The 23,135-nt window shown below is 65.0% G+C and carries 20 protein-coding genes; 11 read left to right on the forward strand and 9 right to left on the reverse strand.

Annotated elements, in window-relative coordinates; translation table 11 throughout:
- Nucleotides 1–29: 29 nt before the first annotated feature.
- The 7 genes from B5D62_RS08100 to B5D62_RS08130 all read left to right on the forward strand — a co-directional run bounded on the left by B5D62_RS08100 (nt 30) and on the right by B5D62_RS08130 (nt 9,315).
- Nucleotides 30–1,139, forward strand: coding sequence for a CapA family protein (locus B5D62_RS08100; protein ID WP_085933241.1), 1,110 nt, complete (start codon nt 30–32; stop codon nt 1,137–1,139).
- A 163-nt stretch (nt 1,140–1,302) separates the two neighbouring features.
- The gene (locus B5D62_RS08105) at nt 1,303–2,100 is read left to right on the forward strand and encodes a hypothetical protein (protein WP_085933242.1); all 798 of its coding nucleotides are present in this window, start codon (nt 1,303–1,305) and stop codon (nt 2,098–2,100) included.
- Nucleotides 2,101–2,351: 251 nt separating this feature from the next.
- Nucleotides 2,352–4,805, forward strand: coding sequence for a GcvT family protein (locus tag B5D62_RS08110; RefSeq protein ID WP_139373764.1), 2,454 nt, complete (start codon nt 2,352–2,354; stop codon nt 4,803–4,805).
- Between the two features lie 44 nt (nt 4,806–4,849).
- On the forward strand, nt 4,850–5,836 hold the full coding sequence (locus B5D62_RS08115) for a Bug family tripartite tricarboxylate transporter substrate binding protein (RefSeq protein WP_085933243.1): 987 nt from the start codon (nt 4,850–4,852) through the stop codon (nt 5,834–5,836).
- Nucleotides 5,837–6,218: 382 nt separating this feature from the next.
- Entirely contained in the window at nt 6,219–6,659 is a 441-nt protein-coding gene (locus tag B5D62_RS08120) for an EamA family transporter (protein ID WP_085933244.1), read from the forward strand.
- Nucleotides 6,660–6,809: 150 nt separating this feature from the next.
- Nucleotides 6,810–8,240: an aldehyde dehydrogenase family protein gene (locus B5D62_RS08125; protein WP_085933245.1), complete on the forward strand. Its 1,431-nt coding sequence runs from the start codon at nt 6,810–6,812 to the stop codon at nt 8,238–8,240.
- Nucleotides 8,241–8,460: 220 nt separating this feature from the next.
- Nucleotides 8,461–9,315: an SDR family NAD(P)-dependent oxidoreductase gene (locus B5D62_RS08130; protein WP_085933246.1), complete on the forward strand. Its 855-nt coding sequence runs from the start codon at nt 8,461–8,463 to the stop codon at nt 9,313–9,315.
- A 66-nt stretch (nt 9,316–9,381) separates the two neighbouring features.
- Here the strand turns inward: B5D62_RS08130 and B5D62_RS08135 are convergent, their stop codons facing one another.
- On the reverse strand, nt 9,382–10,878 hold the full coding sequence (locus B5D62_RS08135) for an aldehyde dehydrogenase family protein (protein WP_085933247.1): 1,497 nt from the start codon (nt 10,876–10,878) through the stop codon (nt 9,382–9,384).
- 288 nt (nt 10,879–11,166) lie between these two features.
- On the opposite strand from B5D62_RS08135, the gene B5D62_RS08140 reads away from it, so the two are divergent.
- The gene (locus tag B5D62_RS08140) at nt 11,167–11,415 is read left to right on the forward strand and encodes a hypothetical protein (protein WP_085933248.1); all 249 of its coding nucleotides are present in this window, start codon (nt 11,167–11,169) and stop codon (nt 11,413–11,415) included.
- Nucleotides 11,416–11,448: 33 nt separating this feature from the next.
- Here the strand turns inward: B5D62_RS08140 and B5D62_RS08145 are convergent, their stop codons facing one another.
- From B5D62_RS08145 to B5D62_RS08155, 3 genes are all read right to left on the reverse strand, one after another.
- Nucleotides 11,449–12,537 carry a TRAP transporter substrate-binding protein gene (locus B5D62_RS08145; RefSeq protein WP_085933249.1) on the reverse strand — a complete coding sequence of 363 codons (1,089 nt, stop codon included), beginning with the start codon at nt 12,535–12,537 and terminating at the stop codon, nt 11,449–11,451.
- 110 nt (nt 12,538–12,647) lie between these two features.
- Nucleotides 12,648–13,430, reverse strand: a complete 783-nt coding sequence (locus B5D62_RS08150; RefSeq protein ID WP_085933250.1) for a 3-hydroxybutyrate dehydrogenase — start codon at nt 13,428–13,430, stop codon at nt 12,648–12,650.
- A 25-nt stretch (nt 13,431–13,455) separates the two neighbouring features.
- Entirely contained in the window at nt 13,456–14,475 is a 1,020-nt protein-coding gene (locus B5D62_RS08155) for a LacI family DNA-binding transcriptional regulator (protein WP_085933251.1), read from the reverse strand.
- Nucleotides 14,476–14,559: 84 nt separating this feature from the next.
- On the opposite strand from B5D62_RS08155, the gene B5D62_RS08160 reads away from it, so the two are divergent.
- Complete coding sequence (locus tag B5D62_RS08160; RefSeq protein ID WP_085933252.1) at nt 14,560–15,456, forward strand: NAD(P)-dependent oxidoreductase; 897 nt, start codon at nt 14,560–14,562, stop codon at nt 15,454–15,456.
- Nucleotides 15,457–15,468: 12 nt separating this feature from the next.
- Here the strand turns inward: B5D62_RS08160 and B5D62_RS08165 are convergent, their stop codons facing one another.
- Nucleotides 15,469–16,524: an acyl-CoA dehydrogenase family protein gene (locus B5D62_RS08165; RefSeq protein WP_085933253.1), complete on the reverse strand. Its 1,056-nt coding sequence runs from the start codon at nt 16,522–16,524 to the stop codon at nt 15,469–15,471.
- A gap of 16 nt (nt 16,525–16,540) precedes the next feature.
- Nucleotides 16,541–17,698: an acyl-CoA dehydrogenase family protein gene (locus B5D62_RS08170; protein WP_170920828.1), complete on the reverse strand. Its 1,158-nt coding sequence runs from the start codon at nt 17,696–17,698 to the stop codon at nt 16,541–16,543.
- A 77-nt stretch (nt 17,699–17,775) separates the two neighbouring features.
- Between B5D62_RS08170 and B5D62_RS08175 the strand changes: the two genes are divergently transcribed.
- On the forward strand, nt 17,776–18,249 hold the full coding sequence (locus tag B5D62_RS08175) for a nuclear transport factor 2 family protein (RefSeq protein ID WP_085933255.1): 474 nt from the start codon (nt 17,776–17,778) through the stop codon (nt 18,247–18,249).
- On the opposite strand, the gene B5D62_RS08180 is transcribed toward B5D62_RS08175, so the two are convergent.
- Genes B5D62_RS08180 through B5D62_RS08190 form a run of 3 tightly spaced genes read right to left on the reverse strand, consistent with a single transcriptional unit; the run spans nt 18,246 to nt 21,777 of the window.
- Nucleotides 18,246–19,247, reverse strand: a complete 1,002-nt coding sequence (locus B5D62_RS08180) for a DUF3298 domain-containing protein (RefSeq protein WP_085933256.1) — start codon at nt 19,245–19,247, stop codon at nt 18,246–18,248. The genes B5D62_RS08175 and B5D62_RS08180 overlap by 4 nt on opposite strands.
- Entirely contained in the window at nt 19,244–20,395 is a 1,152-nt protein-coding gene (locus tag B5D62_RS08185; RefSeq protein WP_085933257.1) for a pyridoxal phosphate-dependent aminotransferase, read from the reverse strand. Before B5D62_RS08185 ends, B5D62_RS08180 begins: the two co-directional genes overlap by 4 nt.
- 8 nt (nt 20,396–20,403) lie before the next feature.
- Nucleotides 20,404–21,777, reverse strand: coding sequence for a gamma-glutamyltransferase (locus B5D62_RS08190; RefSeq protein ID WP_170920829.1), 1,374 nt, complete (start codon nt 21,775–21,777; stop codon nt 20,404–20,406).
- On the opposite strand from B5D62_RS08190, the gene B5D62_RS08195 reads away from it, so the two are divergent.
- On the forward strand, nt 21,761–23,128 hold the full coding sequence (locus B5D62_RS08195; protein WP_170920830.1) for a M48 family metalloprotease: 1,368 nt from the start codon (nt 21,761–21,763) through the stop codon (nt 23,126–23,128). The two genes, B5D62_RS08190 and B5D62_RS08195, sit on opposite strands and share 17 nt — an antisense overlap.
- Nucleotides 23,129–23,135 lie beyond the last annotated feature (7 nt).

The raw sequence follows: 23,135 nt of genomic DNA on the forward strand, positions 1-23,135 counted from the left end.
TATCAAACAAGTTTTATGGGAGTTCGAGCATGCGCCCGGAGCGCTACCCCGTCCTCGCGGCGGCCGGCGACATCGTCATCAGGTCAAGGTTGTTCGATGAACGGGGAGCGGTTCACCCCGAATACGAACGCACCCTGCATTACCTTCGGAACGCCGATCTCGTTTGGGGCTCGTGCGAAGTGCAGTTCGCGGCAAAAGGTTATCGGACCGATGCTCCGATCGCTTACCTGGTCGATCCGATGGTTGCCGCGGACCTGGGGCGTGCGGGCTTCGGGATCATGACGGTGGCCACGAACCACACTTGTGACTTCGGCCCCGAGGCATTCCTTGAAACTCTCGACAATCTCCAGTCCGCCAGCATCACGCCTGTCGGCGGCGGCCGAACGGTCAGCGAAGCCGTCGCGCCGCGCGTGCTTGATGTCGCCGGGCGTCGTATCGGCTTCCTCGCCGTCTCGTGTCTCCTGCCACCGGATTATGCCGCAACGGAACAGCGACCCGGTATTGCCCCGCTGCAAGTCGAACAATGGACTGAATTCAACCCGATCCTTCTAGCCACCGAGCCGGGCGCTCCTCTGAAGATGCGTAGCCGTGTCCGTGCGGAAGATCAGGAACGCCTCATAACCGCGATCCAGGCGCTACGCCCACGCGTCGATCTACTCATCGTCAGTGTCCATTGGGGATATGGACGCGGCGATCCCCAAGCTGAATATCAGCGCCCCCTTGGTCATGCGATCATCAATGCCGGCGCGGACATGGTTCTGGGCAATCATCCCCACAGCCCCGCCGGGATCGAGACTTATCGAGGGCGACCGATCCTTTACAGTCTGGGCAATCACATCGCGCAGCAGGATCGAGTGAACGCCACCCCCATTCAGAAGGAGATATTCTCTCAGATCGACCCCTGGTCCCTGGTGTGCCGGATCGAATTCTGCGCCGCTGGCGTGCGGACAATCGAGTTCTGCGCCACCGAATGCGACGTCCAGGGCATGCCCATTCTTATCGAGAGTGAGGCAGACGCCCGACCGATCCTCGACCGATTCCGACGACTGTCGGCAACCATGGGAACTGAGATTATGGTTGAAGGCCCTCGCGCAATCGCTCGGTTCACAGAAACCGAAGCGATGGGAGCAAGGTCGTGACACGAGCCCGTCATCATCGCCCCTTTGACGTCACCCTGCGGGAGGATGCGGCGCGGCTCGCCGAAATGGTGCCGAAAGAGAAATCGATTTCACCGGCACAGCAATCGGCACCCGCATCAATGCTCCGGAGGACTGCCGGCCGATTGCCATCGGGGCATCGCAAATGCTGAAGTCGCTACTTGGCTTGCTCACCTGGTTTGCTGCGGCACTAGCCGTCGGTCCCAGCATCGCCAAAGCAAATGATGAAGGTGAGCTGTTGAGGCTTTCATACCTCAATGGCAAACCGCCAGCGGTGGGCATCGACAATGTTAATGGCGTTCTCCGTTCGATCGGCGCTCGTGTCAGCCTGGTACCGATACCTCCAGAAGCAACTCCCCTTGTCGATGCATCCCAAAGCCGAGCGCTGACCGAGGATGAAGGAAAACGTCTCATGGCACTCTTTGCCCTGCATCGTGGGCAGCTTCTGGAGGAAATCGCCAAGGCCGGGCGCCAACCGGAGGCACACCGTGCAGGCTATCTCACAACATCCGAGATTGGCGACGCTCCATATCCGAAACTCTTTGATATGAAAGCTATCCCAGCGGGCGTTCTCCCCGTTGCTCTCTCCAAATATGGAAAACTTCATGTAAATACGTCGGATAGCGGCGTCGGGCTGGATGAGCTGATGACCGTGGTGTCCGGAGGACCCTGGATCTGGTTTTTTCGCCTGCCAGACAACGAGATCGTGAAGTTGTCTGTCGGCCCTGTCCGCGTCGAAGGGAAGGCTTTCCGTATAAGCTATGCTGGCCTGGTCCCTCACGCTGCATTCCTCAGCGCACCTTACGGGTTGACGATCGCCTATGCGACCGGGCCGAAAAACTTCGTCATGCGTTACGATGATCCGAGCGTTGCGGGTGCAGACACATTGGGGACCAATCCTTGGATCGACTTCACGGGGTCCGTTCCAGAATTGAGGCGCTGATGCCGAAACGGAGGGGATCGCCTTCATCGTTGATCGATCTCCTTCTATAGCCGCGGCGTCTACGCCCGGTATCCGGCGCGGCTCAAGGAAGCCGGGAAGCAGCAGCCTTTGCGCCGCGCTGCCTTCTCCTCCTCCCGCGAAGCGTTCTGCAGACCGACTTCGCGCGCCTCGCCTGGGCCATGGGGACCTATATGATCGCTCGGACCGCCGTATAGTTCCGGCGCGCATGGCTGCATCGCGAGGTTCGAGGCGTGATCGAGATTCCATCCAAGGCCCAGATCGTCATCGTCGGTGGCGGAATCGTCGGATGCAGCGTCGCGTACCATCTGTCATTGCGAGGCGTGACCGATGTCGTGCTGCTGGAGCGCAAGCAGCTCACCTCGGGCACGACCTGGCACGCCGCGGGGCTGGTCGGTCAGCTGAGGGCCACCCACAACCTGACGCGCCTCGCCCAGTACACGACCGAGCTCTACGCGTCGCTTGAACGGACGACCGGACAGGCTACCGGCTTCCGGCAGATCGGCTCGCTGGCCCTGGCCTCGACCGAGGCGCGTTTCGAGGAGCTGAAGCGCGGAGCGTCGATGGCGCGCTGCTTCGGCCTCGAGGTCGATGTGCTCACCGTGGAACAGGCGTGGAAATTGTGGCCCCTGATGGCGACCGACGACCTCGTCGGCGCCGTCTATCTGCCCAAGGACGGCCAGACCAATCCGGTCGACACGACACAGGCTTTGGCGAAGGCCGCCAGGAGCCGCGGCGTTCGCATCGTCGAGAACGTCAAGGTCGAGGAGATCGTCGTCGAAGGTGGCAAGGCGGTTGGCGTCCGCACCGCCCTCGGCGACATCCGCGCCGACATTGTCGTGAACGCTGCCGGCATGTGGGCCCGCGATCTCGGCGCCGCCGCCGGGACCACCGTTCCACTGCATGCGGCTGAGCATTTCTACATCGTCACCGAACCGATTCCCGGCCTTCCCCGGCACCTGCCTGTGCTGCGCGATGCCGATTCCTGCGCCTACTTCAAGGAAGACGCAGGGAAGCTCCTCGTCGGCTGGTTCGAGCCGGTCGCCAAGCCCTGGGGCATGAAGGGCATTCCCGAAAGCTTCTGCTTCGACACGCTGCCGGACGATCTCGCGCATATCGAACCGTTGCTCGAGACGGCGATGCGGCGCGTGCCGGCTCTCGCCAAGGCCGGCATCCAGCTCTTCTTCAACGGCCCCGAGAGCTTCACGCCTGACGATCGCTATCTGCTCGGCGAGACGCCGGAAGTACGGGGCCTGTTCGTCGCCGCCGGCTTCAATTCGATCGGCATCCAGTCGGCCGGCGGCGCCGGCAAGGTGCTGGCCGACTGGATCGTCGATGGCCATCCGCCGATGGATCTCTGGGACGTCGACATCCGGCGCATGATGCCGTTCCAGCGCAATCGCCTGTACCTCCGCGACAGAACGGTCGAGGCGCTGGGCCTGCTCTACGCCATGCATTGGCCGTTCCGGCAACCCGAGACGGCGCGCGGCGTGCGTCGCTCGGCCCTCCATGACCGCCTTCTCGCCGCCGGCGCCTGCTTCGGCGAGACGGCCGGCTGGGAGCGTCCCAACTGGTACGCCCCCAAGGATGTGCCCGCGCGGTACGACTACAGCTACGGCAGGCAGAACTGGTTCGAGCACTCGGCGGCGGAGCATCGCGCCGTCCGCTCGAACGTCGGTCTGTTCGACCAGTCGTCGTTCGGGAAATACCTCCTGCAAGGTCCCGATGCCGAGGCCGTCCTGAACCGCATCAGCGCCAATGATGTCGCGGTTCCCGTGGGACGAATCGTCTACACCCAGTGGCTCAACGAACGCGGCGGCATCGAAGCCGACCTCACCGTGACGCGCGAGGCCGAGGATCGCTTCCTGATCGTGACGGCCGCGGCGACGCAGACGCGTGACCTCGCCTGGCTGCAACGCCACATTCCTGCCGACGCCCGCGCCGTGGCCGTCGATGTGACGTCCGCCCATTCGGTGCTGAGCGTCATGGGACCGCAGTCGCGGCTCCTTCTCGCAGGGCTGACGGGCGCCGACCTGTCGAACGCCGCCTTCCCCTTCGGAACATCTCAGGTCATCGACCTTGGCTATGCCCGCGTTCGCGCCAGCCGCATCACCTATGTCGGCGAGCTGGGATGGGAACTCTACATCCCCACCGAATTCACGCTGGATGTCTTCGATCGACTGGCTGCCGCCGGCCAACCCCTCGGCCTGCGGCTGGCGGGCTATCACGCCCTCAATTCGCTGCGCCTCGAGAAAGCCTATCGCCATTGGGGCCACGACATCACCGAGGAGGATACGCCGCTCGAGGCCGGACTCGGTTTCGCCGTCGCCTGGAACAAGCCCGGCGGCTTCATCGGACGCGCCGCGCTCCTGAAGCAGAAGGAACGGGGCGTGACGCGTCGACTCGTCCATTTCGCTCTCGATGATCCGAGCCGGCTGCTCTACCACAATGAGCCAATCTGGCGGGATGGCACGCTGGTTGGGCGCACCAGCTCCGGCATGTTCGGCCACACCATCGGCAAGCCGCTGGCCATGGGCTACATCGACAATGGTGGTGAACGGGTCGATGCGGATTTTGTCAACGCCGGGCGATACGAGATCGAGATCGCCGGCGAGCGCATCGGCGCGACGGCGACGCTGCAGCCGTTCTACGATCCCGCCAATCGACGCGTGAAGGACCTCGGCTGACCGCTCGGAAAGGAACGGCCGCCCCTCGGAATGCGGGTCTGGAGATGAACGATCGGTGGGGCGACAATCCATCCATGCACCGTCGTCATTTTCTCGCTTGTGCTGCCGCCTCCCTTCCCTTTGCCGCGCGGGCCGATTCCTTTCCCAATGGACCGTTCCGCATACTCGTGCCGTTCGGTCCAGGTTCGGCCACCGACCAATCGGCACGGCAGGTGGCCGATGGATTGAACCGACTGTTCGGCGTCCCGGCCGTGGTGGAGAACAAGCCCGGCGCCAATGGCGCCATCGCGGCCGACATCGCCGCCAAGTCGAAGCCCGACGGCCAGACGATCTTCGTCTGCTCCAACACGGCGGCAGCGTCGAACGTCGCCCTGATGAAGTCCCTGCCCTACGATCCGCTCAAGGACTTCGAGCCGCTCACGATCATCGGCCGCGCCCCGGTCTTCCTAATGGTGAATCCCTCTCTCGGCGTGACAACGGCCGGCGAGTTCGTAGAGCTGTGCCGGCGCCAGCCCGGAAAAATCAACTTCGGATCCGGCAGTGCCTCCACGCGCATCTCGGGCGAGCTGCTCAAGGCCAAGGCCGGCATCGACATGGTCCACGTCCCCTACAAGAGCACGCCGCTTGCGCTCCAGGACACCATCTCGGGCCACGTCCAGATGTGCTTCACCGACCCCGTCACCGGCCTGCCGCAGGTGAAGGCCCGCACCGTCCGCTGCCTGGGCGTCGGCAATCGCGGCCGCTACAAGCTGACGCCCGACATACCGACGCTGATCGAACAAGGCGTTCCCGATTTCGAGCTGATGACCTGGACCGGCGTCCTGATGCCGCGCGGGGTGCCGCAGCCAATCCTGGCGCGCCTGCATGAGGCGGTGGTGACGACGATCACCGAGCCGGCCTATGTCGAGCGCCAGGTGGCGGCCGGCTCGGAAATCGCACCAACCTCGCCCGAGGAGATGCGCCGCCTGCAGGTTGCCGAAATCGAGCTCTATCGCGAGATGATGAAAATCGCCGGCATCGAGCCGGAATAGCCGCGCCGCATATCGCTGGGCAACCGCTGCTGTGTACGGCAAAGCCCTCTCTTTGCCCTGCTTCGCTCAAGGACGATGGTGGAAAAGATCCCTCGGCTGCGCTCAGGATGCCGGGATTATTTAAGTTCTGAGACTAGATCCAAGTCTGGAACATCCATGATCACGCAACTCTGGAAGCCCGGCGTCGTGGATGGCCCGTCGCAAGGTCATACGGCACGCATCTCGAGCCGACGCTCCGGCCGGCAGAGACCGCGGATGCAATTCTGGCGACGTCGCGTAGACTTGGAGGAAGCGAACAAGTCGCCTCGGCTGATATCGATCTTTCTCACGACATGGTGAGCACGACCGCTATCGAGCCGACGCAGCGCAACTGGAGATGCCGATGCCGTCGGGACTGTTTTCTTCCTGGCTCCCCTGGGCCCTTCTATCCGCCGCCTTCGCCGCCCTGACGGCGATCTTCGCCAAGGTGGGCGTGGAGAACATCAGCTCCGACTTCGCCACGCTGATCCGCACCATCGTGATCCTCGGCGTCACGGCGACGATCGTGGCCGCCACAGGCCAATGGCAATCGCCGGAGTCCGTCTCGGCGAAAACCTATCTGTTCCTCGTCCTGTCCGGCCTGGCCACCGGCGCCTCGTGGCTGTGCTACTTCCGCGCCCTCAAGCTCGGCGATGCCGCCCGCGTGGCACCCATCGACAAGCTGAGCATCGTTCTGGTCGCCGTATTCGGGGCCACCTTCCTCAGTGAGAAACTCGCCGCCGTGAACTGGTTCGGCGTGGCGCTCATCGCCGCGGGCGCCCTGCTGGTCGCCTACAAGGGCTGAAAGGCAGGCCCTCGGGCCGTTCGCCCCTTCCCGTTCGTCGTATCAGACGCTATATAGCCAACGCTATATTCACTTGAATATAGCGAATGGCCCCATAAGGCGGCGGGTACGAGGCGCGCTGCGCTCTCCCGCACAGCGAGGAAAAGTATCATGGCACATGAAAGGCAGTTCTATATCGACGGCGCCTGGGTCGACCCGGTCGAGCCCGCCCTGCTCGACGTCATCGATCCATCCACCGAGGAGGCCTATACGCAGATCGCCGTCGGCAGCCCGGCCGATGTCGACCGCGCCGTGGCGTCGGCCCGCCGCGCCTTTCCCGCCTATGCGCGCACCACGCGGAAGGAGCGCCTGGAGCTGCTGCGTGCCATCCTCGCCGAGTACCACAAGCGCCGCGCCGATGTCGGCGACGCGATCTCGCGCGAGATGGGTGCTCCTCTCGCCTTCGCGCGCGAAATCCAGGCCGGACGCGGCATCGCCCATCTCGAACGCATGATCGAAGTGCTGGAGACCTATCCGTTCGACTATGTCGAGGGCACGACCCTGATCGCGCGCGAGCCGATCGGCGTCTGCGGCCTGATCACGCCCTGGAACTGGCCGATCAACCAGATCGCCTGCAAGGTGCTGCCGGCCTTGGCCGCTGGCTGCACCATGGTGCTGAAGCCGTCCGAGGAAGCGCCCATCGACGCCATCGTCTGGTCGGAGATCATGCATGCGGCGGGCACGCCCAAGGGCGTCTACAACATGGTGCAGGGCACGGGCGCGGTCGTCGGCGAAGCGATGTCGTCCCACCCGGACATCGACATGATGTCCTTCACGGGCTCGACCAGAGCTGGCATCCGCGTGGCGCAGGCCTCGGCCGCCACCGTCAAGCGCGTGGCGCAGGAGCTGGGTGGCAAATCGGCCAACATTCTGTTGCCGGACGTCGACTTCGAGAGCGCCGTGACCAAGGGCGTCAACAGCATGATGACCAACAGCGGCCAGTCGTGCAGTGCGCCCAGCCGCATGTTCGTACCGCTGGAGCGGCACGAAGAGGTCAAGGCGATCGCCAAGGCCGCCGCCGAGCGGTTCACGGTCGGCGATCCCAGCCATCCCGACACCCGCCTTGGCCCCGTCGTCAATGCCGCGCAGTTCGAGAAGATCCAGCGTCTCATCCAGGCCGGGATCAAGGAAGGCGCCGAGCTGGTGACCGGCGGTCCAGGCCGCCCCGAGCATCTCAATCGCGGCTTCTACGTCCGTCCGACGGTGTTTGCCGGCGTCACGAACGACATGACGATCGCGCGCGAGGAGATTTTCGGTCCCGTCCTCACCATCCTTCCCTACAAGGACGAGGACGAGGTCGTGCGGCTCGCCAACGACACGCTCTATGGTCTTGCGGCCTACGTGCAGGCCAGGGATGTCGAACACGGCCGTCGTATCGCCGCGCAGATGCGCGCCGGCAACGTCCATCTCAACTATCCGCTCGGCGACACGGCCGCGCCGTTCGGCGGCTACAAGCAATCCGGTAACGGTCGCGAATACGGCAAGTGGGGATTGGAGGAGTTCCTCGAGACCAAGGCCGTGATCGGCTACCAGGCTGCTTGAGAAACGCGGCAATCAGCATGTGCAGAGCCCACTGCGGCAAGATCCATGCAGTGGGCTCCCGTCGGCGGCGACGACGGCCGACCGTCGCAGTTCCGCGCGCTGGCGGACGTCGTTCGACACGTCGTCGCCAGGAAGATCACGACCGTAACGCCGTCGGGACTTGCGAGGTGATCGCCAAGGACGACTGGTCGTAGCGGGCCGGCGTCGCCATATTCGCCTCATGACACAGACTCATCCCGCTCTCGTCGCCGGCCGCGTGGCCGTGGTCACCGGCGCTTCCAGCGGCATCGGACTCGCCGCCGCCCGCCGCTTCGCCAGGCTTGGCCTCAAGGTGTGCCTGGCCGATCTGTCGCCCGATGCGCTCGAATGCGCCGCTGCCGAGGTCGTCGCTGCCTCCCCGTCCGGCCGCGACGCGGTGCTCGCCCTGCCGACCGATGTCAGCAAGCTCGATCAGATCCAGGCCTTGAAGGACAAGGTCTATACGGCCTTCGGCGAGGTCGGGGTGTTGATGAACAATGCCGGCACGGCACCCGGTGGCGGCCCGTGGGACCATATCGATCGCTGGCGCAAGGTTCTCGAGGTCAATCTGTGGGGCGTCATCAACGGCGTGCAGACCTTCGCGCCGGCGATGCTGGCACAGCGGACGCCGGGCGCGATCGTCAATACCGGCTCCAAGCAGGGCATCACCTGCCCGCCCGGCGATACCGCGTACAATGTGAGCAAGGCGGGCGTGAAGGTCCTGACCGAGGGCCTCGCCCACAGCCTGCGCAACGAGGACGGCGCGCGCATCAGCGCCCACCTCCTGATCCCCGGCTCGACTTTCACCGGCATGACGGCACAGGGGCGGAGCGAAAAGCCGGCGGGCGCCTGGACGCCCGACCAGGTCGTCGACATGCTGATCGACGGCATGAACCGCGGCGATTTCTACATCCTCTGTCCCGACAACGAGGTGACGCGCCAGATCGACGAGCGGCGCATGCTCTGGGCGGCGCAGGACATCATCGAGAACAGGCCGGCGCTGTCGCGCTGGCATCCCGATTACAAGGCGACGTTCGAGCAGTTCCTGAAAGGTTGAGCTGGGCCGCCACCCGGGCGACGACTTTCCGTCGTCACCCGCGGCGGAATCAAAAGTGATCGCGCCTCAAGCCGTCCTGATCCATACCGCCTTCACGTTGAGATATTCTTCGAGATGCTGCTTGCCGCTTTCGCGGCCGTAGCCGCTCATCTTGTAGCCACCGAACGGAACCGCCGGATCCATCGCCTGATAGCAGTTGACCCACACCGAGCCGGCGCGGATCGCCCGGGCCAGGCGATGCGCCTTGCCGACATCGCGTGTCCAGACGCCGCTACCCAGGCCGAACGGCGTGGCGTTGCCGCGCTGGATCACCTCCTCGATGTCGGTGAACGGAATCGCCGAGATCACCGGTCCGAAGATCTCCTCCTGGGCGATGCGCATATCGTCCCGCACGTCGGCGAACACGGTCGGCGGCACGAAATAGCCCTTCTGGTAATCGCCGTCGGTCAGCCGCTCCCCGCCGCTGAGACGTCGCGCGCCTTCCTGTCGTCCGATGCTGAGATAGTCCGTCACGCGGTCGAGCTGCTCGGCCGAAACGAGCGGCCCGACCTGCGTCTGCGGATCGACACCGTTGCCGACCCGCAGTTCCTTGGCAAAGGCAGCGACCCTGCCGGTGAATTCCTCATAGACCTTCTTCTCGACGAAGAGCCGGGTGCCCGCGCTGCAGATCTGGCCCGAGTTGGCGAACACGGCCATGCTCGCACCGGGCACGGCGGCGTCGAGATCGGCGTCGGCGAAAACGATATCCGGCGACTTGCCGCCCAGCTCCAGCGACACGCGCTTGAGATTGCCCGCGGATGCCTGGACGATCTTCTGGCCGGTCAGATGCGATCCGGTGAAAGCCACTTTGTCGACATCCGGATGCGATGCCAGGGCAGCGCCGGCCGTCTCGCCGTAGCCGGGAACCACATTGACGACACCGGGCGGCACGCCCGCTTCGAGACAGAGTTCCCCCAGCCGCAGTGAGGTGAGCGGCGCCTCCTCCGCCGGCTTCAACACCACGGTGCAGCCCGTAGCCAGCGCCGGACCGATCTTCCAGATCGTCGCGGTCAAAGGCCCGTTCCACGGAATGATGGCGCCGACCACGCCCACCGGCTCCTTGAGCGTGTAGGAAAAGATCTCGCCTGCCAGCGAATTGTCGATCGTCTCGCCGTGCAGCGTGACGGCATGCCCCGCGTAATAGCGCAGCATGCCGACCGCGCGCTGGCGGTTGTTGCGCGTGCGGCTGATGGGAGCGCCCATGTCGTAGGTATCGAGGGCCGCCAACTCCTCGATATGCCGCTCGACCAGGTCGGCCAGCCGCAGCAACAGCATCTGCCGTTCGGCCGGCTTCCACTTGCTCCACGGACCGGCAAAGGCCTTGCGGGCCGCCGCGACGGCGCGGTCGATGTCCGCGCGGTCACCTTCGGCGACATCGGCCAGGAGCTCGCCGGTCGCCGGATTGCGGGTCTCGAACGTCTTGCCCGACAGCGCCGGCACCCATTTCCCATCGATCAGCATCAGCTTGGTCTTGCCGTCGACATAGGCCGGATGCTGGGGCGGCCCCTTCTCCATTACCGTCATGGCGAACCTCCTGGGTTTGGGCAATCACGCGCTATATTTTAATGAATATATCGCTAGTTTTCGAAGGCGTCATTTCCCAATGACTATATCGATTGACTTTATCCGCGTGCCGCGCTTCGATATATCCATCCCGCTATAGCGAAGATCGCAGCATGGAAATCATCGGCAGGCATTTGACGACATGTCAGGTAGATCCGTCGGGGGGAGCGCTTCCGCCTCAACCTCGAATCGGAGGACGGCAGTCCGGCAACGCTCGTTCTGCCGGCCGACTGCCTGAGATCGTTGCTGATGACGCTGCCTGCCCTGATCGAGCACGCGCTCAAGGCGCGTTACCAGGACGACACGCTGAAGCTCGTCTATCCGACCGGAAACTGGTCCCTGCAGCAGGCGATGGGCAGCGACCAGACCATCCTTACCCTCGCCACGCCGGACGGCTTTGCCGTCGCTTTCGCCCTGTCCCCCAAGGATGTCGACGGGCTTGCTTCGTCCCTGGGCGAGGCCGACCGCATGCCGGCCGACCCCGTCACCGTCAATTGACCTGACGCGCGTCGTCAGGATCGTTCGACGCCTCTAGCGGGGATCGGTCCGATAGACGGCATTCTCCGCACGCGTATCGGCGATCGAGAACCAGCGATGCTGGCTGGCCCGGAAGGTCCGCCAGTTCGCGAGGATCTTCTTGAACTGCTCGTTGTTGGCCGCCTCCTCGTCGAGCACGGCTTCGAGGGCGCCACGCAGCGCCTTGATGATGTCCTCCGGCAGCACCGAGAGCTGCGCTCCCGACGCCACCAGGCGCGCGATCGCTTCCGCGTTCTTGGCGTCGTAGGAGGCCAGCATGTCCTCGGTGGCAAAGGCGCCGGCATAGCGCAGCGCCGCCTGGTAGCGTGGTGGCAAGCTGGCCCAGGCCTTCTTGCTGATCAGGATCTGGTTCATCGCCTCGAGTTCCATCACGCCGGGCGTGTAGTAGTACTTGGCGACCTTGTTGAAGCCGAGCCTCTCGTCGTCGTAGGGGCCGACCCATTCGCAGGCATCGATGGTGCCGCGCTCCAGCGCCGGATAGATGTCGCCGCCGGCGATCTGCTGCGGCACCGCACCGAGCTTGGCCATGACCTTGCCGCCGAATCCGGCCGTGCGCATCTTGAGGCCGACGAAATCGGCCGGGCTCTTCAGCTCCTTGCGGAACCAGCCGAACATCTGGCCGCCGGTATTGCCCGCCGGGATCGCGACCAGGCCGAAGCCGTCATAGACCTCGTCCATCAGCTTGCGGCCGTCGCCGTAGCGCATCCAGGCGTTCTGCATGCGCGGTGTGAGACCGAATGGCAGCGAGGCGTCGAAGATCACCGACGGATTCTTGCCGATGTAATAGCCCATATAGGTGTGGCCGCATTCGACCGTGCCGTTGGAGACGGCGTCGAGCACCTGCAGGCCAGGAACAATTTCGCCCGCCGCGAACGGCTGCAGTTCGAACTTGCCGTCGGTCAGTTCGCTGACCACGCGCGCGATTGTCTTGGACGCGCCGTAGAGCGTGTCCAGACTCTGCGGGTAGCTGGAAACGAGACGCCATTTGATCTGCTCGGTCGTCTGAGCGATTGCCGGGGCGGCGAGCGCGGCCGCTCCCATCGTGGCTGCTAACGGCGCAAGTTGTCGACGTCTGATACGCATGGCGTTCCTCCTCACTTTATGCTCGGTCCTTGGCCATCGAGCTGGACCGTTCTTGATGAAATACTACGGGCGCTGAATTGGTATCGCTATCACAAAAGCGCCGACTGCGTTCAGCTCGCAGCCCAGCCGCCATCGACGGACAGCGCCGCGCCGGTCACATCGCGCCCGTCCGGCCCGCACAGAAACACGGCCAATCCCGCCACGCGATCGGGCTCGACGAACCGACCCGAAGGTTGGCGCGAGGCCATGAACGCCTTCACCGCCTCGTCATGCGACAGCTTCTCCCGCGCCATGAATTCCGCCAGGCGCTGTTCGATCGCCGGTGTCGACGACGAGCCCGGGCAGATCGCGTTGCAGGTGATGTTCTGCCCCGCGGTCTCGAGTGCCACTGCTCGGGTGAAGCCGATCAGCGCCGTTTTGGTGGTCACGTAGTCGACGCGGTTCACCGCCCCGCGCAGACCGAAGATCGAGGAGATGTTGATGATGCGCCCGAAGTCGCGCGCCCGCATGCCCGGCAGCACGAGGCGGGATGTATGGAAGGCGGCGGACAGATTGACCGCAAGCGCCCGCTCCCAATCCTCCGACCGGAATTGTTCGAGTGGCGCGAAGTGACGGACGACGGCGTTGTTGATCAGGATGTCGACCGCGCCAAAGGCCGCGATCGCCGCCTCGACCAGAGCGGCCACCTGCGCCGCCTCGCCGATATCCGCTCCATGATGGAGCGCCCGCACCCCATGCCGGGTCTCGACGTCGCGCCGGCGCGCTTCGATCTCCGCGGCATCGCCGAAGCCGTTGAGCATGACGTTGCAGCCTTCGGCTGCAAGCCGAGAGGCCATGGCGTAGCCCAGACCTTGCGTCGACCCCGTGATGAGGGCCGATCTCCCCTTGAGCATGTCACCAACCTCCTGTTGTCCGCTTTCAGGTACTGTCACGCTGGACGATCTCGAACCCGACATCGATCCGCACACGCTCGGGCGGTGCGCCGCGCAGCCGGTTCACGAGCAGTTCGGCGCTGCGCCGGCCGATCTCGGCCCGCGGCACCCGCAACGTCGTGACGGTCGGAACCGTGTGTCGCAACAAGTCGAGATCGTCGAAGCTTGCGATGGCGATGCGACCGGGCACGTTCCACCCGCGTCGCTGGCATTCGAACAGGGCGCCCAGCGCCAGCACATCGCCGGCGAAAAAGACGGCATCGATGTCGCTCCCCGTCTGCATCAGGCGGACCAGCGCATCGGCGCCCTCGTTCAGCCCGCCGACCGCTTCGAGAACAAGATCGTGGTCGACCGGCAAGCCAAGTTCCTTCAAGGCCGCGAGATAGCCGCGTCGCCTCTCCTTGGAGCGGTCGTTGTCGCGGAGCGGCAACGTGACGAACCCGATCTTGCGATAGCCCAGCCGTCCGAGATGGACGGTCATCGCCTTGGCGGCATCGAAGTTCGAGTAGCTGACGGCCATATCGAGCGGCCGGGCCACAAGATTGCCGGTCTCGACCACCGGCACACCCGCGACACGCACCAGATCGCATCCCCTCTTGCTGTGCACTGTGTTGTGCAGCACCAAGCCGCAGACTCTTTGAGCCAGCAAGGCGGCGACCAGCGCCTCCTCTTCCGCCAGACTGTGACCGCTGTCGGCGATGATCAGATGCAGTCCGTTGGCACGCAGCACGTCGGAGACCGACTGGATCATGCTGGCATAGAGCGAGTTGCGGATGCTGGGAACGACGAGCCCGACGATGTTCGAGCGCCGCGACGAGAGACTGCCCGCGATCCGGTTCGGCAGATAACCGAACTGGCGCACCGCCGCATCGACCTTGCGCCGCATCTTGTCGGACACGGTCCCCGGTTCGCGCAGGGCGCGCGACACGGTCATCGGCGAAACGCCGGCATGGCGTGCGATGTCGCCCATCGTGATCGCGCCGCCGCCCCGCCCCTTCTTCTTCATGCCTCGCCGCCTCGCGTTGACGTCCCCTTCCGGCACTATAGGATGGTAGCGATACCAAAATCACGCGCTTCAGGGAGAAACGGCATGACGGACCAGCTCGTGGGCTTCATCGGTGTCGGACGCATGGGCGGCCCGATGGCGTCGCGCCTGCTCGATGCGGGATATCGCCTCTGCATCTACGACGTCTCGGCCGAGGCCACGGCCCCCTTCGCCGCTCGCGGCGCGCAGCTCGCTGCCTCGCCGGCCGAAGTCGCTTCGTCGGCCGACATCGTGCTTGTCAGCCTGCCGACGCCCGACATCGTTCGGCAGGTGGCGTTGGGTGGCAATGCAGGCGTCATCAACGGCTCGAAAGTGCGCCTGATGATCGACCTGTCGACCACCGGGCCTGGGGTAGCGACCGAAGTCGCGGCCAAGCTCGCCGAGCGCCGCATCGGCTGGGTGGATGCTCCCGTGAGCGGCGGCGTGACCGGCGCGAAGGCCGGCACGCTCGCGGTCATGGTTTCTTGCCCTCAGAAGACGCTCGGCGAGATCGAGCCGATCCTCAAGACCTTCGGGAAGACGTTCTACACCGGCGACAAGCCGGGCCTGGCTCAGACCGCGAAGCTCGCCAACAACCTGCTGGCCGGCGCCGCCCTCGTCGCGACCTCGGAAGTGATGGCCATGGGCGTGAAGGCCGGCCTCGATGCCAAGGTGCTGATCGACATCATCAATGCCTCGAGCGGCCGCAACAGCGCCACGCAGGACAAGTTTCCGCGCGCCATCCTGCCCGGCACGTTCGATTTCGGTTTCGCGACCGGCCTGTCCTACAAGGACGTCCGGCTCTGCGTCGACGAGGCGGAAGCGCTGGGCGTTCCCATGGTGGTCGGCGCCGCCGTGCGCGAGATGCTGGCCGTCACCAAGGCCCGCTTCGGCGCCGACTCGGACTTCACCAGCGTCGCCAAGCTGCTTGAGGAATGGGCTGGCGTGAAGATCCGCGCCTGACCCGAACGAAGACTACGCGGCGTAGGCACTCGCCGTCAGGGACGGCCAGAGTGCCTGCGGCCCCGCCTTGGCAAAGGCCGAGCCGATCTTTTCGCCCCAGAAGGTCTCGCTGCCGAAATCGCGCCGCCACACCCAGAGCCGCCGAGTGTAATGGTGCAGGATGTGCTCGTGGGTGAAACCCATCGCGCCCATCGACTGGTGCGCGATCGCGGCGATTCGCTGCGCGAAGTCCGAAGTCTGGCTCTTGGCCGCGGCGATCGAGAAGCTTCCGCCGTCGGCAAAGCCACCCTCGTCCGCGTCGCGCGCCGCCGCCTCCGCCGCGGCAATGGTCGCCGCCACGTAGCTCGCCAGCTCGGCCAGCATCTGCTGGATCGCCTGGAAGGTCGAGATCGGACGGCCGAACTGGACGCGCTGCTTGCAATACTCGACCGCGGTGCCCAGCACCTTGTCGGCTGCGCCGGCCATCTGCATGGCCCGCACAAGCGCAGCCAGGGCATAGGCGCGCTCGCCGTCGGCGGGGCTCGCTCCGACGAATTCGCAGACTGCCTTGTCGAAGCTCACCGTACCGTAGGGTTCGCCAGCGTGGCTTGGCGTCTCGGTAACGGTGGCGTTGGCGGCCGGAACGACGGCGACCTTCGGCCCTTCGGTCGTCGCGGCAACGCCGACGAAGCGATCGGCGACGGAGGCGAAGGGTACACGCGTTACAGTCCCGCGAAGTCGATTGCCCTCCAAGGTCAGGGCGCCCAGAGCGACGGTGCTCGGTCCGGCTGCTGGCACACCACCAGCGCGGGCCACCAGCAGGTTGGCAAGCGCCGTCTCCGCCAGCGGTACGGGCACCGCATGCGCGCCGGCCAGGCGCAGCAAGGCCAGCATATCGGCCAGCGTACCGCCCGCGCCGCCCTTGTCCTCATCCACGGCGATCAGCGGCAGGCCCATCTCCTCGATCTCTTTCCATAGATCGGCAGGCCACACGCCCTTCTCGACGCCATTCACGACCTCGCGTCCGCAGCGCTCGGTAAAGAAGCGGTCGGCGGTCTCCAGCAGCATGTCGCGGGTTTCGCGGTCCATTGTCCTTCTCCCCCTCTCAGCGCAACCCGAGGCCGCGGGCAACGATGCCGCGCAGCACCTGCGTGGTCCCGCCCTGGATGGTGTAACTCGGCGCCATCATCGTGGCGTATTGGGCGACGTCGAGGAAATCGGCCATGTCCTCTTCCGTCGTCGCATCCGATTCGGCCAGGACCCGCGCCACCTCCGGCAGATCCTGCTGGTAGATGGTGCCGAGATCCTTCACCAGCGACGCTTCGATCGCCGGCGACTTTCCGCCCTGCATCATGCCCGCCACCGCCACCGACATCTGGCGCAACGTCCATAGCCGGGCGATCAGGCGCCCCAGGATGGAAGCGGCGCGGTTCGCCGGTTGTCGGCCCAGCACGCGCACGAGCTCGCGCAGGACATAGAAGTTCTGCATGAAGCGCTCCGGCCCCGACCGCTCGAAGGCCAGTTCGCTGGTGACCTGCAGCCAGCCGTCGCCTTCATTACCGATCAGGCAGCTTTCGGGAATGAAGGCGTCACTGAAGGTCACCTCGTTCCAGTCGTGCCGGCCAGCCAGGTTGATGATCGGCCGGATCGTGACGCCCGGTGTCTTGAGATCGACCAGAATCTGGCTCAGGCCCTTGTGGCGGTCGCCATGCTGGCCCGACGTGCGCACCAGGGCGATGCAGTAGTGGTTGCGATGTGCGCCCGAGGTCCAGACCTTGGTACCGTTGACGCGAAAGCCGCCCGGCGCCGCCTCGGCACGGGTGCGAACCGATGCAAGGTCGGATCCCGAGTCCGGCTCGCTCATGCCGATGCTGAAGAAGCACTCGCCGCGCGTGATGCGCGGCAGAATGGCCTGCCGCTGCTCCTCGCTACCGAAGCGCAGCAGCAGCGGCCCGGACTGGCGATCGGCGACCCAATGCGAACCGGCGGGAGCGCTGTTGCCGAGCAATTCCTCCGTAACCACGTAGCGCTCAAGGAAACTCCGCTCCGAGCCGCCATACTTCTTGGGCCAGGTGATGCCGATCCAACCCTTCTTGCCCAATTCCCGGCTGAACTCGGGAGACGGGGTATTCCAGCTCGCGAACCGATCCTCGGTCTCGATGTGCGGCAAAGTCTCCTTGAGGAAGCTTCTCACTTCCTCCCGCAACGCCTCGGCCTCTGGCGGCAGGTGAAAGGGCGGAAATTCGAGCTTGGGAATGGACATCGTCATTCTCGACAGTTGGATCACCTCTCTGTGTCGGCTAATTCTTGGGCGCGCAACCTGGGAGTTTCGAGGGTCGAATGCCGCGTCGCCAACCCCGCCTGCCGCCGCTTCTGGCGGAATTCGACGATGAGGAAAGAGAGGCGGTGCTGGCCGCAAACCGTGCGTTCTATCGCGCCTTCAACGACCGCGATTACGACGCCATGGACCTGCTCTGGGCCCCGAGCGGCGCGACGATCTGCCTCCATCCTGGTCGGGCGCCGATTCTGGACCGCGCCGAAATCATGGAGAGCTGGCGAGCCATCCTGCGTCATCCCGAAGCGCCGCGGGTGCGGTGCGCAGACGAATGGGTGGTGGGCCGCAGCGGCCTTGCCCTGGTCGTTTGCCGGGAGATCCTGGCCGAGGGCCAGCTGATGGCGACCAACAGTTTCGTCCGCCTCGCCGACCGCTGGCACATGCTGGGCCATCACTCCGGACCGGTCCCTGTCAACGAGCGTCAGACGACCCAGAACCCACCGGCAACGCCGGTCCGCGACCGGCGCAAACTGCATTAGCGCAAGCTGCCCAGCGGACCGTCCGGTGCAAAAAGCGGCTTCAGGGTCGAATATGGGATTTCGACCGTGAAGGGGCCGGACACATATGGGCCGACGACATACGCATCGAAGATGAGTTCGAGCTTGTCCTGCCTATAGTAGTAGTGATCACCCTCGCGCAGGAGCTTGGCGAGATTGGCGGGCTCGAGTGCTTCATCGAAGCCCGGCTTGCCATCATCGAACTGCTTCTTGAGATCGGCCCCGACCAGCGAGACCAGCGTCTTGAGCCAGGCGTCGCCTTTGGCGAAGACACCTTCCGGAGATACGGCCTTACCCGTTCTGAGATCGACGAGATAGGCGGAGGTGCCGGCAAAGCCATGGGCGCCACCGGCGAAGCCATAATAGGAGATCGCGACGGCGACCGCGTCGACAGAGGGGCGCTGCAAGGTAAAGCTCTGATCGTAGGCCCAGTCCTGGTCGAACGGTGCGTTGGCGCCCGCTTCCCGGTCCGGCACGACATCGTCCGCAGCCTTGCGCGTCCGTTGGGCAAATTCGTTATTCAGCCTGGAGAAATCCGCCGTTGTGCCGTCGAACCGAGGCCAACTGGCATCGATGCTGTAGGTGACTTTGCCGACCTTGCCGTCCTTCAGCAGCGTCTGCTCGCTGATGAAGGGATAGGTTCCCTGCCCCAGCACCTTGAGAGTGGTTGCGCGTGAGTTGTAGTGGTCCTTCAGGCAGCGCGCGACCTCTTCGGCTCCTCCCGTGCAGGCCTTGTTGCGCGCCGCGATCCAAGAGAGCTGGTCCTTGACCAGGTGCTCCTTGGCCGGTCCAGAAAGCTTGGCCGCGAGTGCCGCATAAAGATCGGCCATCTCGCGATCGGCCTTGGCGAGCCCGGGCCGAGCGCAGATGGTCCGCTCGATTGCAGTCGAGGCCTTGGCGCAATCGAAGCTTGCTCCGGATTGCGCCAAGGCGGGAGCTGCCAGGCCGATGACGAACGCCGCGACGACGGTCTTCTTCATTTCAGCCTCCACGCCTTGAGACGCCGCACCGCCTCCTCCATTTCGGCCGTCGAGCCGGCAAAGGAGATGCGCAACGTGCCGGCACCGCGCTCCCGATCGAAATCGACCCCAGGCGTCGTGGCAACGCCCGCTTCCAGAAGCATGCGCTTGCAGAAATCGCGGCTGTCGTTGGTGAGGTGCGAAACGTCGGCGTAGAGATAGAATGCGCCCTGAGCGGGCGTCAGCCGGTCGAGGCCGGCGCGCGGCAGGCCTTCCATGAGAAGGTCCCGATTGGCGCGATAGCGGCGGACGTGCCCTTCGAGTTCGTCGCGGCAATCGAAGGCAGCCAGCGCCGCATATTGGCTGAGCGTTGGGACCGAGATGAAGAAATTCTGCGCCAGCCGCTCGATCGGCCGTACGAGTTCGGGCGGCACAACCAGCCACCCGATCCGCCAGCCAGTCATGGAGAAATATTTCGAGAAGCTGTTCACGACAATGGCGTGATCCGACACCTCGACGGCGGAGGCCGCCTGCCCCTCGTAGACGACGCCATGATAGATCTCGTCGGAAATCAGACGGACATCGTGGCCATCGCACCAGCGAGCGAGTTCGGAGAGCTCGCTCCGAGTGACCATCGTTCCGGTGGGATTTGAGGGGCTTGCGACGATCAGGCCAGCGATCGGTCCTGCCTTCTCCAGCGCGCGCACCGTCGGTTGAAACCGCTCGGCAGCGGTCGTCGGCAGATCCACGGGTTCGAGATTGAGCGCCGCCAGGATATTGCGGTAGGCGGGATAGCCTGGTGCAGCGAGAGCGATCCGCTCCCCGGCATCGAAGCTTGCCAGGAAGGCCAGCGGAAATCCGCCCGATGAGCCGGTCGTCACGATGACCCGTTCAGCCGACACCTCGCAGCCGTAGCTGTCGCGATAATGACGGGCGATGCGTTCGCGCAGGGCCGGCATGCCGAGGGCGGCAACATAGCCGATACGGTCCGCATCGAGCGCTGCATGGGCGGCCGCCAGAACACCCTTTGGCGCCGGCGTGCTTGGCTGGCCGACCTCGAGATGGATGACGGAGTCGCCCGCCGCTTCCTTCTCGGCGGCGGCCGCCATGACATCCATTACGATGAACGGATCAACGGCGGCGGAGCGCCGCGATATGCGATGTGACATGGTGGAGATCAGCGTCGCGTCGCGAGCAATGCAAGTCCGGCCCCTGCGGGATCGCTGCCTGCCTGACAGGTCGAGCCTCCACTCTTGATCCCGTACGGGCAGGAGATGGCTTCCACAAATCCGCCGCGGCCCGCATGCGCCGCGAGCACGTCCGCCAGGACTTCCCTCTCGTTGACCGTGAGGCGGGCGATCATGCCTGTCTCGAAGCTTGCTGACGCAGAGCCCGCGCCCGCGCCCGCGAACTTGGCCTCGCCATTGTTCGGGTTGCCGATCACCACCGGACTGACCGCGGTGCCGTCCGCCGTGGGGGCGCCCAGCATCAAGCCTGTTCCTGGCACAACCACGCGAGCCCCGAACAGTTGGCCCATCGACAGGCTGCAGGCTGCCGCGTTGCCGACCTCGTCGATTGCGGCAAAGCCCGCAAAGCCGCCTGAATCCGTCGGAACTCCGCCCCCCTGCCCGGCCTGGCCTTTCCATCCAGCCAGCGCGCTAGCGCCGGCCATTGGCGAGGGCGCGACATAAACGCGGTAACCGCCGTCGCTTTCCGACAGCGGAGGGCCGGCCTTGGGAACCGTGTTGCGGATGGTTTCGACCGGCAGATTGCCTCCCGCCTGCGCCACCTGCTCCGACATCACGCGGGCGAAGTTGCCCTGGAAGAACTCCCCGCCACCGCGGCGAATCGTGCCGAGAGTGCCCGCAAGGTCGAGTTGGACGAGATTGTCACCCTCGTTCAGCGGCGCACCGTCCTTGGTGAACAAACGCCGCGCTTCGCTGTCGGTCAGCAGGCTGGCGCCGGCCTTCAGATCGCGCGCAAAGGCTCGCGACACGGGGGCGCCGAAGCGCGCAATCTTCTCACCGGGCGCGACATCCATTTCCCACCGCGCCTGACCGTGCCGGATATGCATCAAGGTGAGCGCCCGGACGCCGGTCGGCACCGTGAAGGCTGCTCCCTTGATCGGGCCGGGCGCCGCAACCGGCGCGAACACGAAAGCCTCTGCGCCGCGCGTCTTCGCGTCATGGACGACACACGCCCCGGAAGCCCCGAGGCCCGCGGCGGACGGCAGGGTTGCCGCCATGGCGAAATACATGGCGACTGCCGCATCGGTGGCATTGCCGCCGTTCTGCAGGATCGAACGGCCGACCTCGGCGGTCTGGCTCTCGCTGGCGGTGACCGCCGAGAACTTGGCGCTCCCGCCAAATATTTCGTTGTATCCGGCCCGCATCTGGCGCACGCCAGGAGCCCTGTTCTCCTGGATGGTCTCATTTCCGCCACAAGCCGACACCAAAAGCACACCAAGCAGTGCCAGGCTGCGCAATTGACGATCCGATCCCTTGTTCCTAGCCTGCGTGCAAATCGTGCCGACCGTGCTCAGACGCATCATTACCCTCATTTCCCTCGCGCTTTTCGCGCTGGCGCCGTTTCGTGCCGCGAGTGCGCAGCAAGGTCAACGTCTCAATCTCGTCCGCGACGCCGAGATCGAGGACACGATCCGTACCTTCCTGACGCCGATCTGGCGCGTTGCCGGACTCGATCCGGAGGCTGTCCAGATCATGATCGTTCAGGACAACAGCCTCAATGCCTTCGTCGCCGGCGGGCAGAGGATCTTCATCAATACCGGCCTGCTGATGCGCACGGAAACGCCCAATCAGCTGATCGGCGTGCTGGCGCACGAGACCGGCCATATTGCCGGCGGCCATCTGGCGCGGCAGCAGGAAGAACTCCGCAAGCTGAGCACCATGCAGATCCTCGAGATGCTGCTCGGTGGTGCGGCAATCGCCGGAGGCGCCATGGGCGGCGGCGGTATAGGGCGCAGCCAGACTGGCACGGGCAGCACCCCGGTGGCCGGCTCGCTCTATTCCTATTTGCAATATTCGCAGGCCCAGGAGGCCTCAGCCGACCAGGCGGCAATCACTTACCTCGAACGCACGCATCAGTCGCCCAAGGGGACCGAGCAATTCCTGCGTGTCCTGGAACAGCAGGAACGGATGATGATCGGACGTCGCGATCCGTATCTAACCGACCATCCGCTCACACCCGACCGCATCGCCACGTTCCACGAGGCCGCCGCGCGTTCGCCCTATGCCAATGTCGGAGATTCGCCGCGGTTCATCGAACTGCACCAGCGCATGGTGGCAAAGCTTCTGGGCTTCACGGCCCCCTCGATCGCCCTGCAGCGCTACAGGGAGGGCGACCGGTCCGTGGCCGCCCGCTATGGCCGCGCCATCGCCCTCTATCGCACCGGCGCGCTGGGATCGGCGCTGCTGACGCTTGACGGGCTGCTCAAGGAATACCCCAACGATCCTTATTTCCATGAGCTGCGAGGCCAGATGCTGTTCGAGAACGGCCACGTCGCAGAAGCCGTGACCTCTTACCGGCGTGCCGTTCAGCTCCTGCCGGGCGCCGGTATCGTCAAGGTAGACTTTGCGCGCGCCCTGTTGGAAACCAACAGTACGGCGAACGATCAGGAAGCGGTGCGCAATCTGGAAATTGCCCGTCAGACCGAAGCCGACAGTTTCGAGTTATGGCGCTTGATGTCGGTCGGCTATGCCCGGCTGAACAATCCGGGCATGACATCGCTGGCGCGGGCCGAGATGGCCGTGCTGCGCGGCGATCGACCCGAGGCCCAGGCCATGGCTGCGTCGGCGATCCGCCAGCTCCAGGCTGGAACGCCGGCGTGGCAGCGCGCACAGGACATCAAGGCCTATATCGATTCCCGGCCGCGCAAGAATTAAGCGGCCC

The sequence above is a fragment of the Enhydrobacter aerosaccus genome, assembly GCF_900167455.1.
Taxonomy (GTDB): domain Bacteria; phylum Pseudomonadota; class Alphaproteobacteria; order Reyranellales; family Reyranellaceae; genus Reyranella; species Reyranella aerosaccus.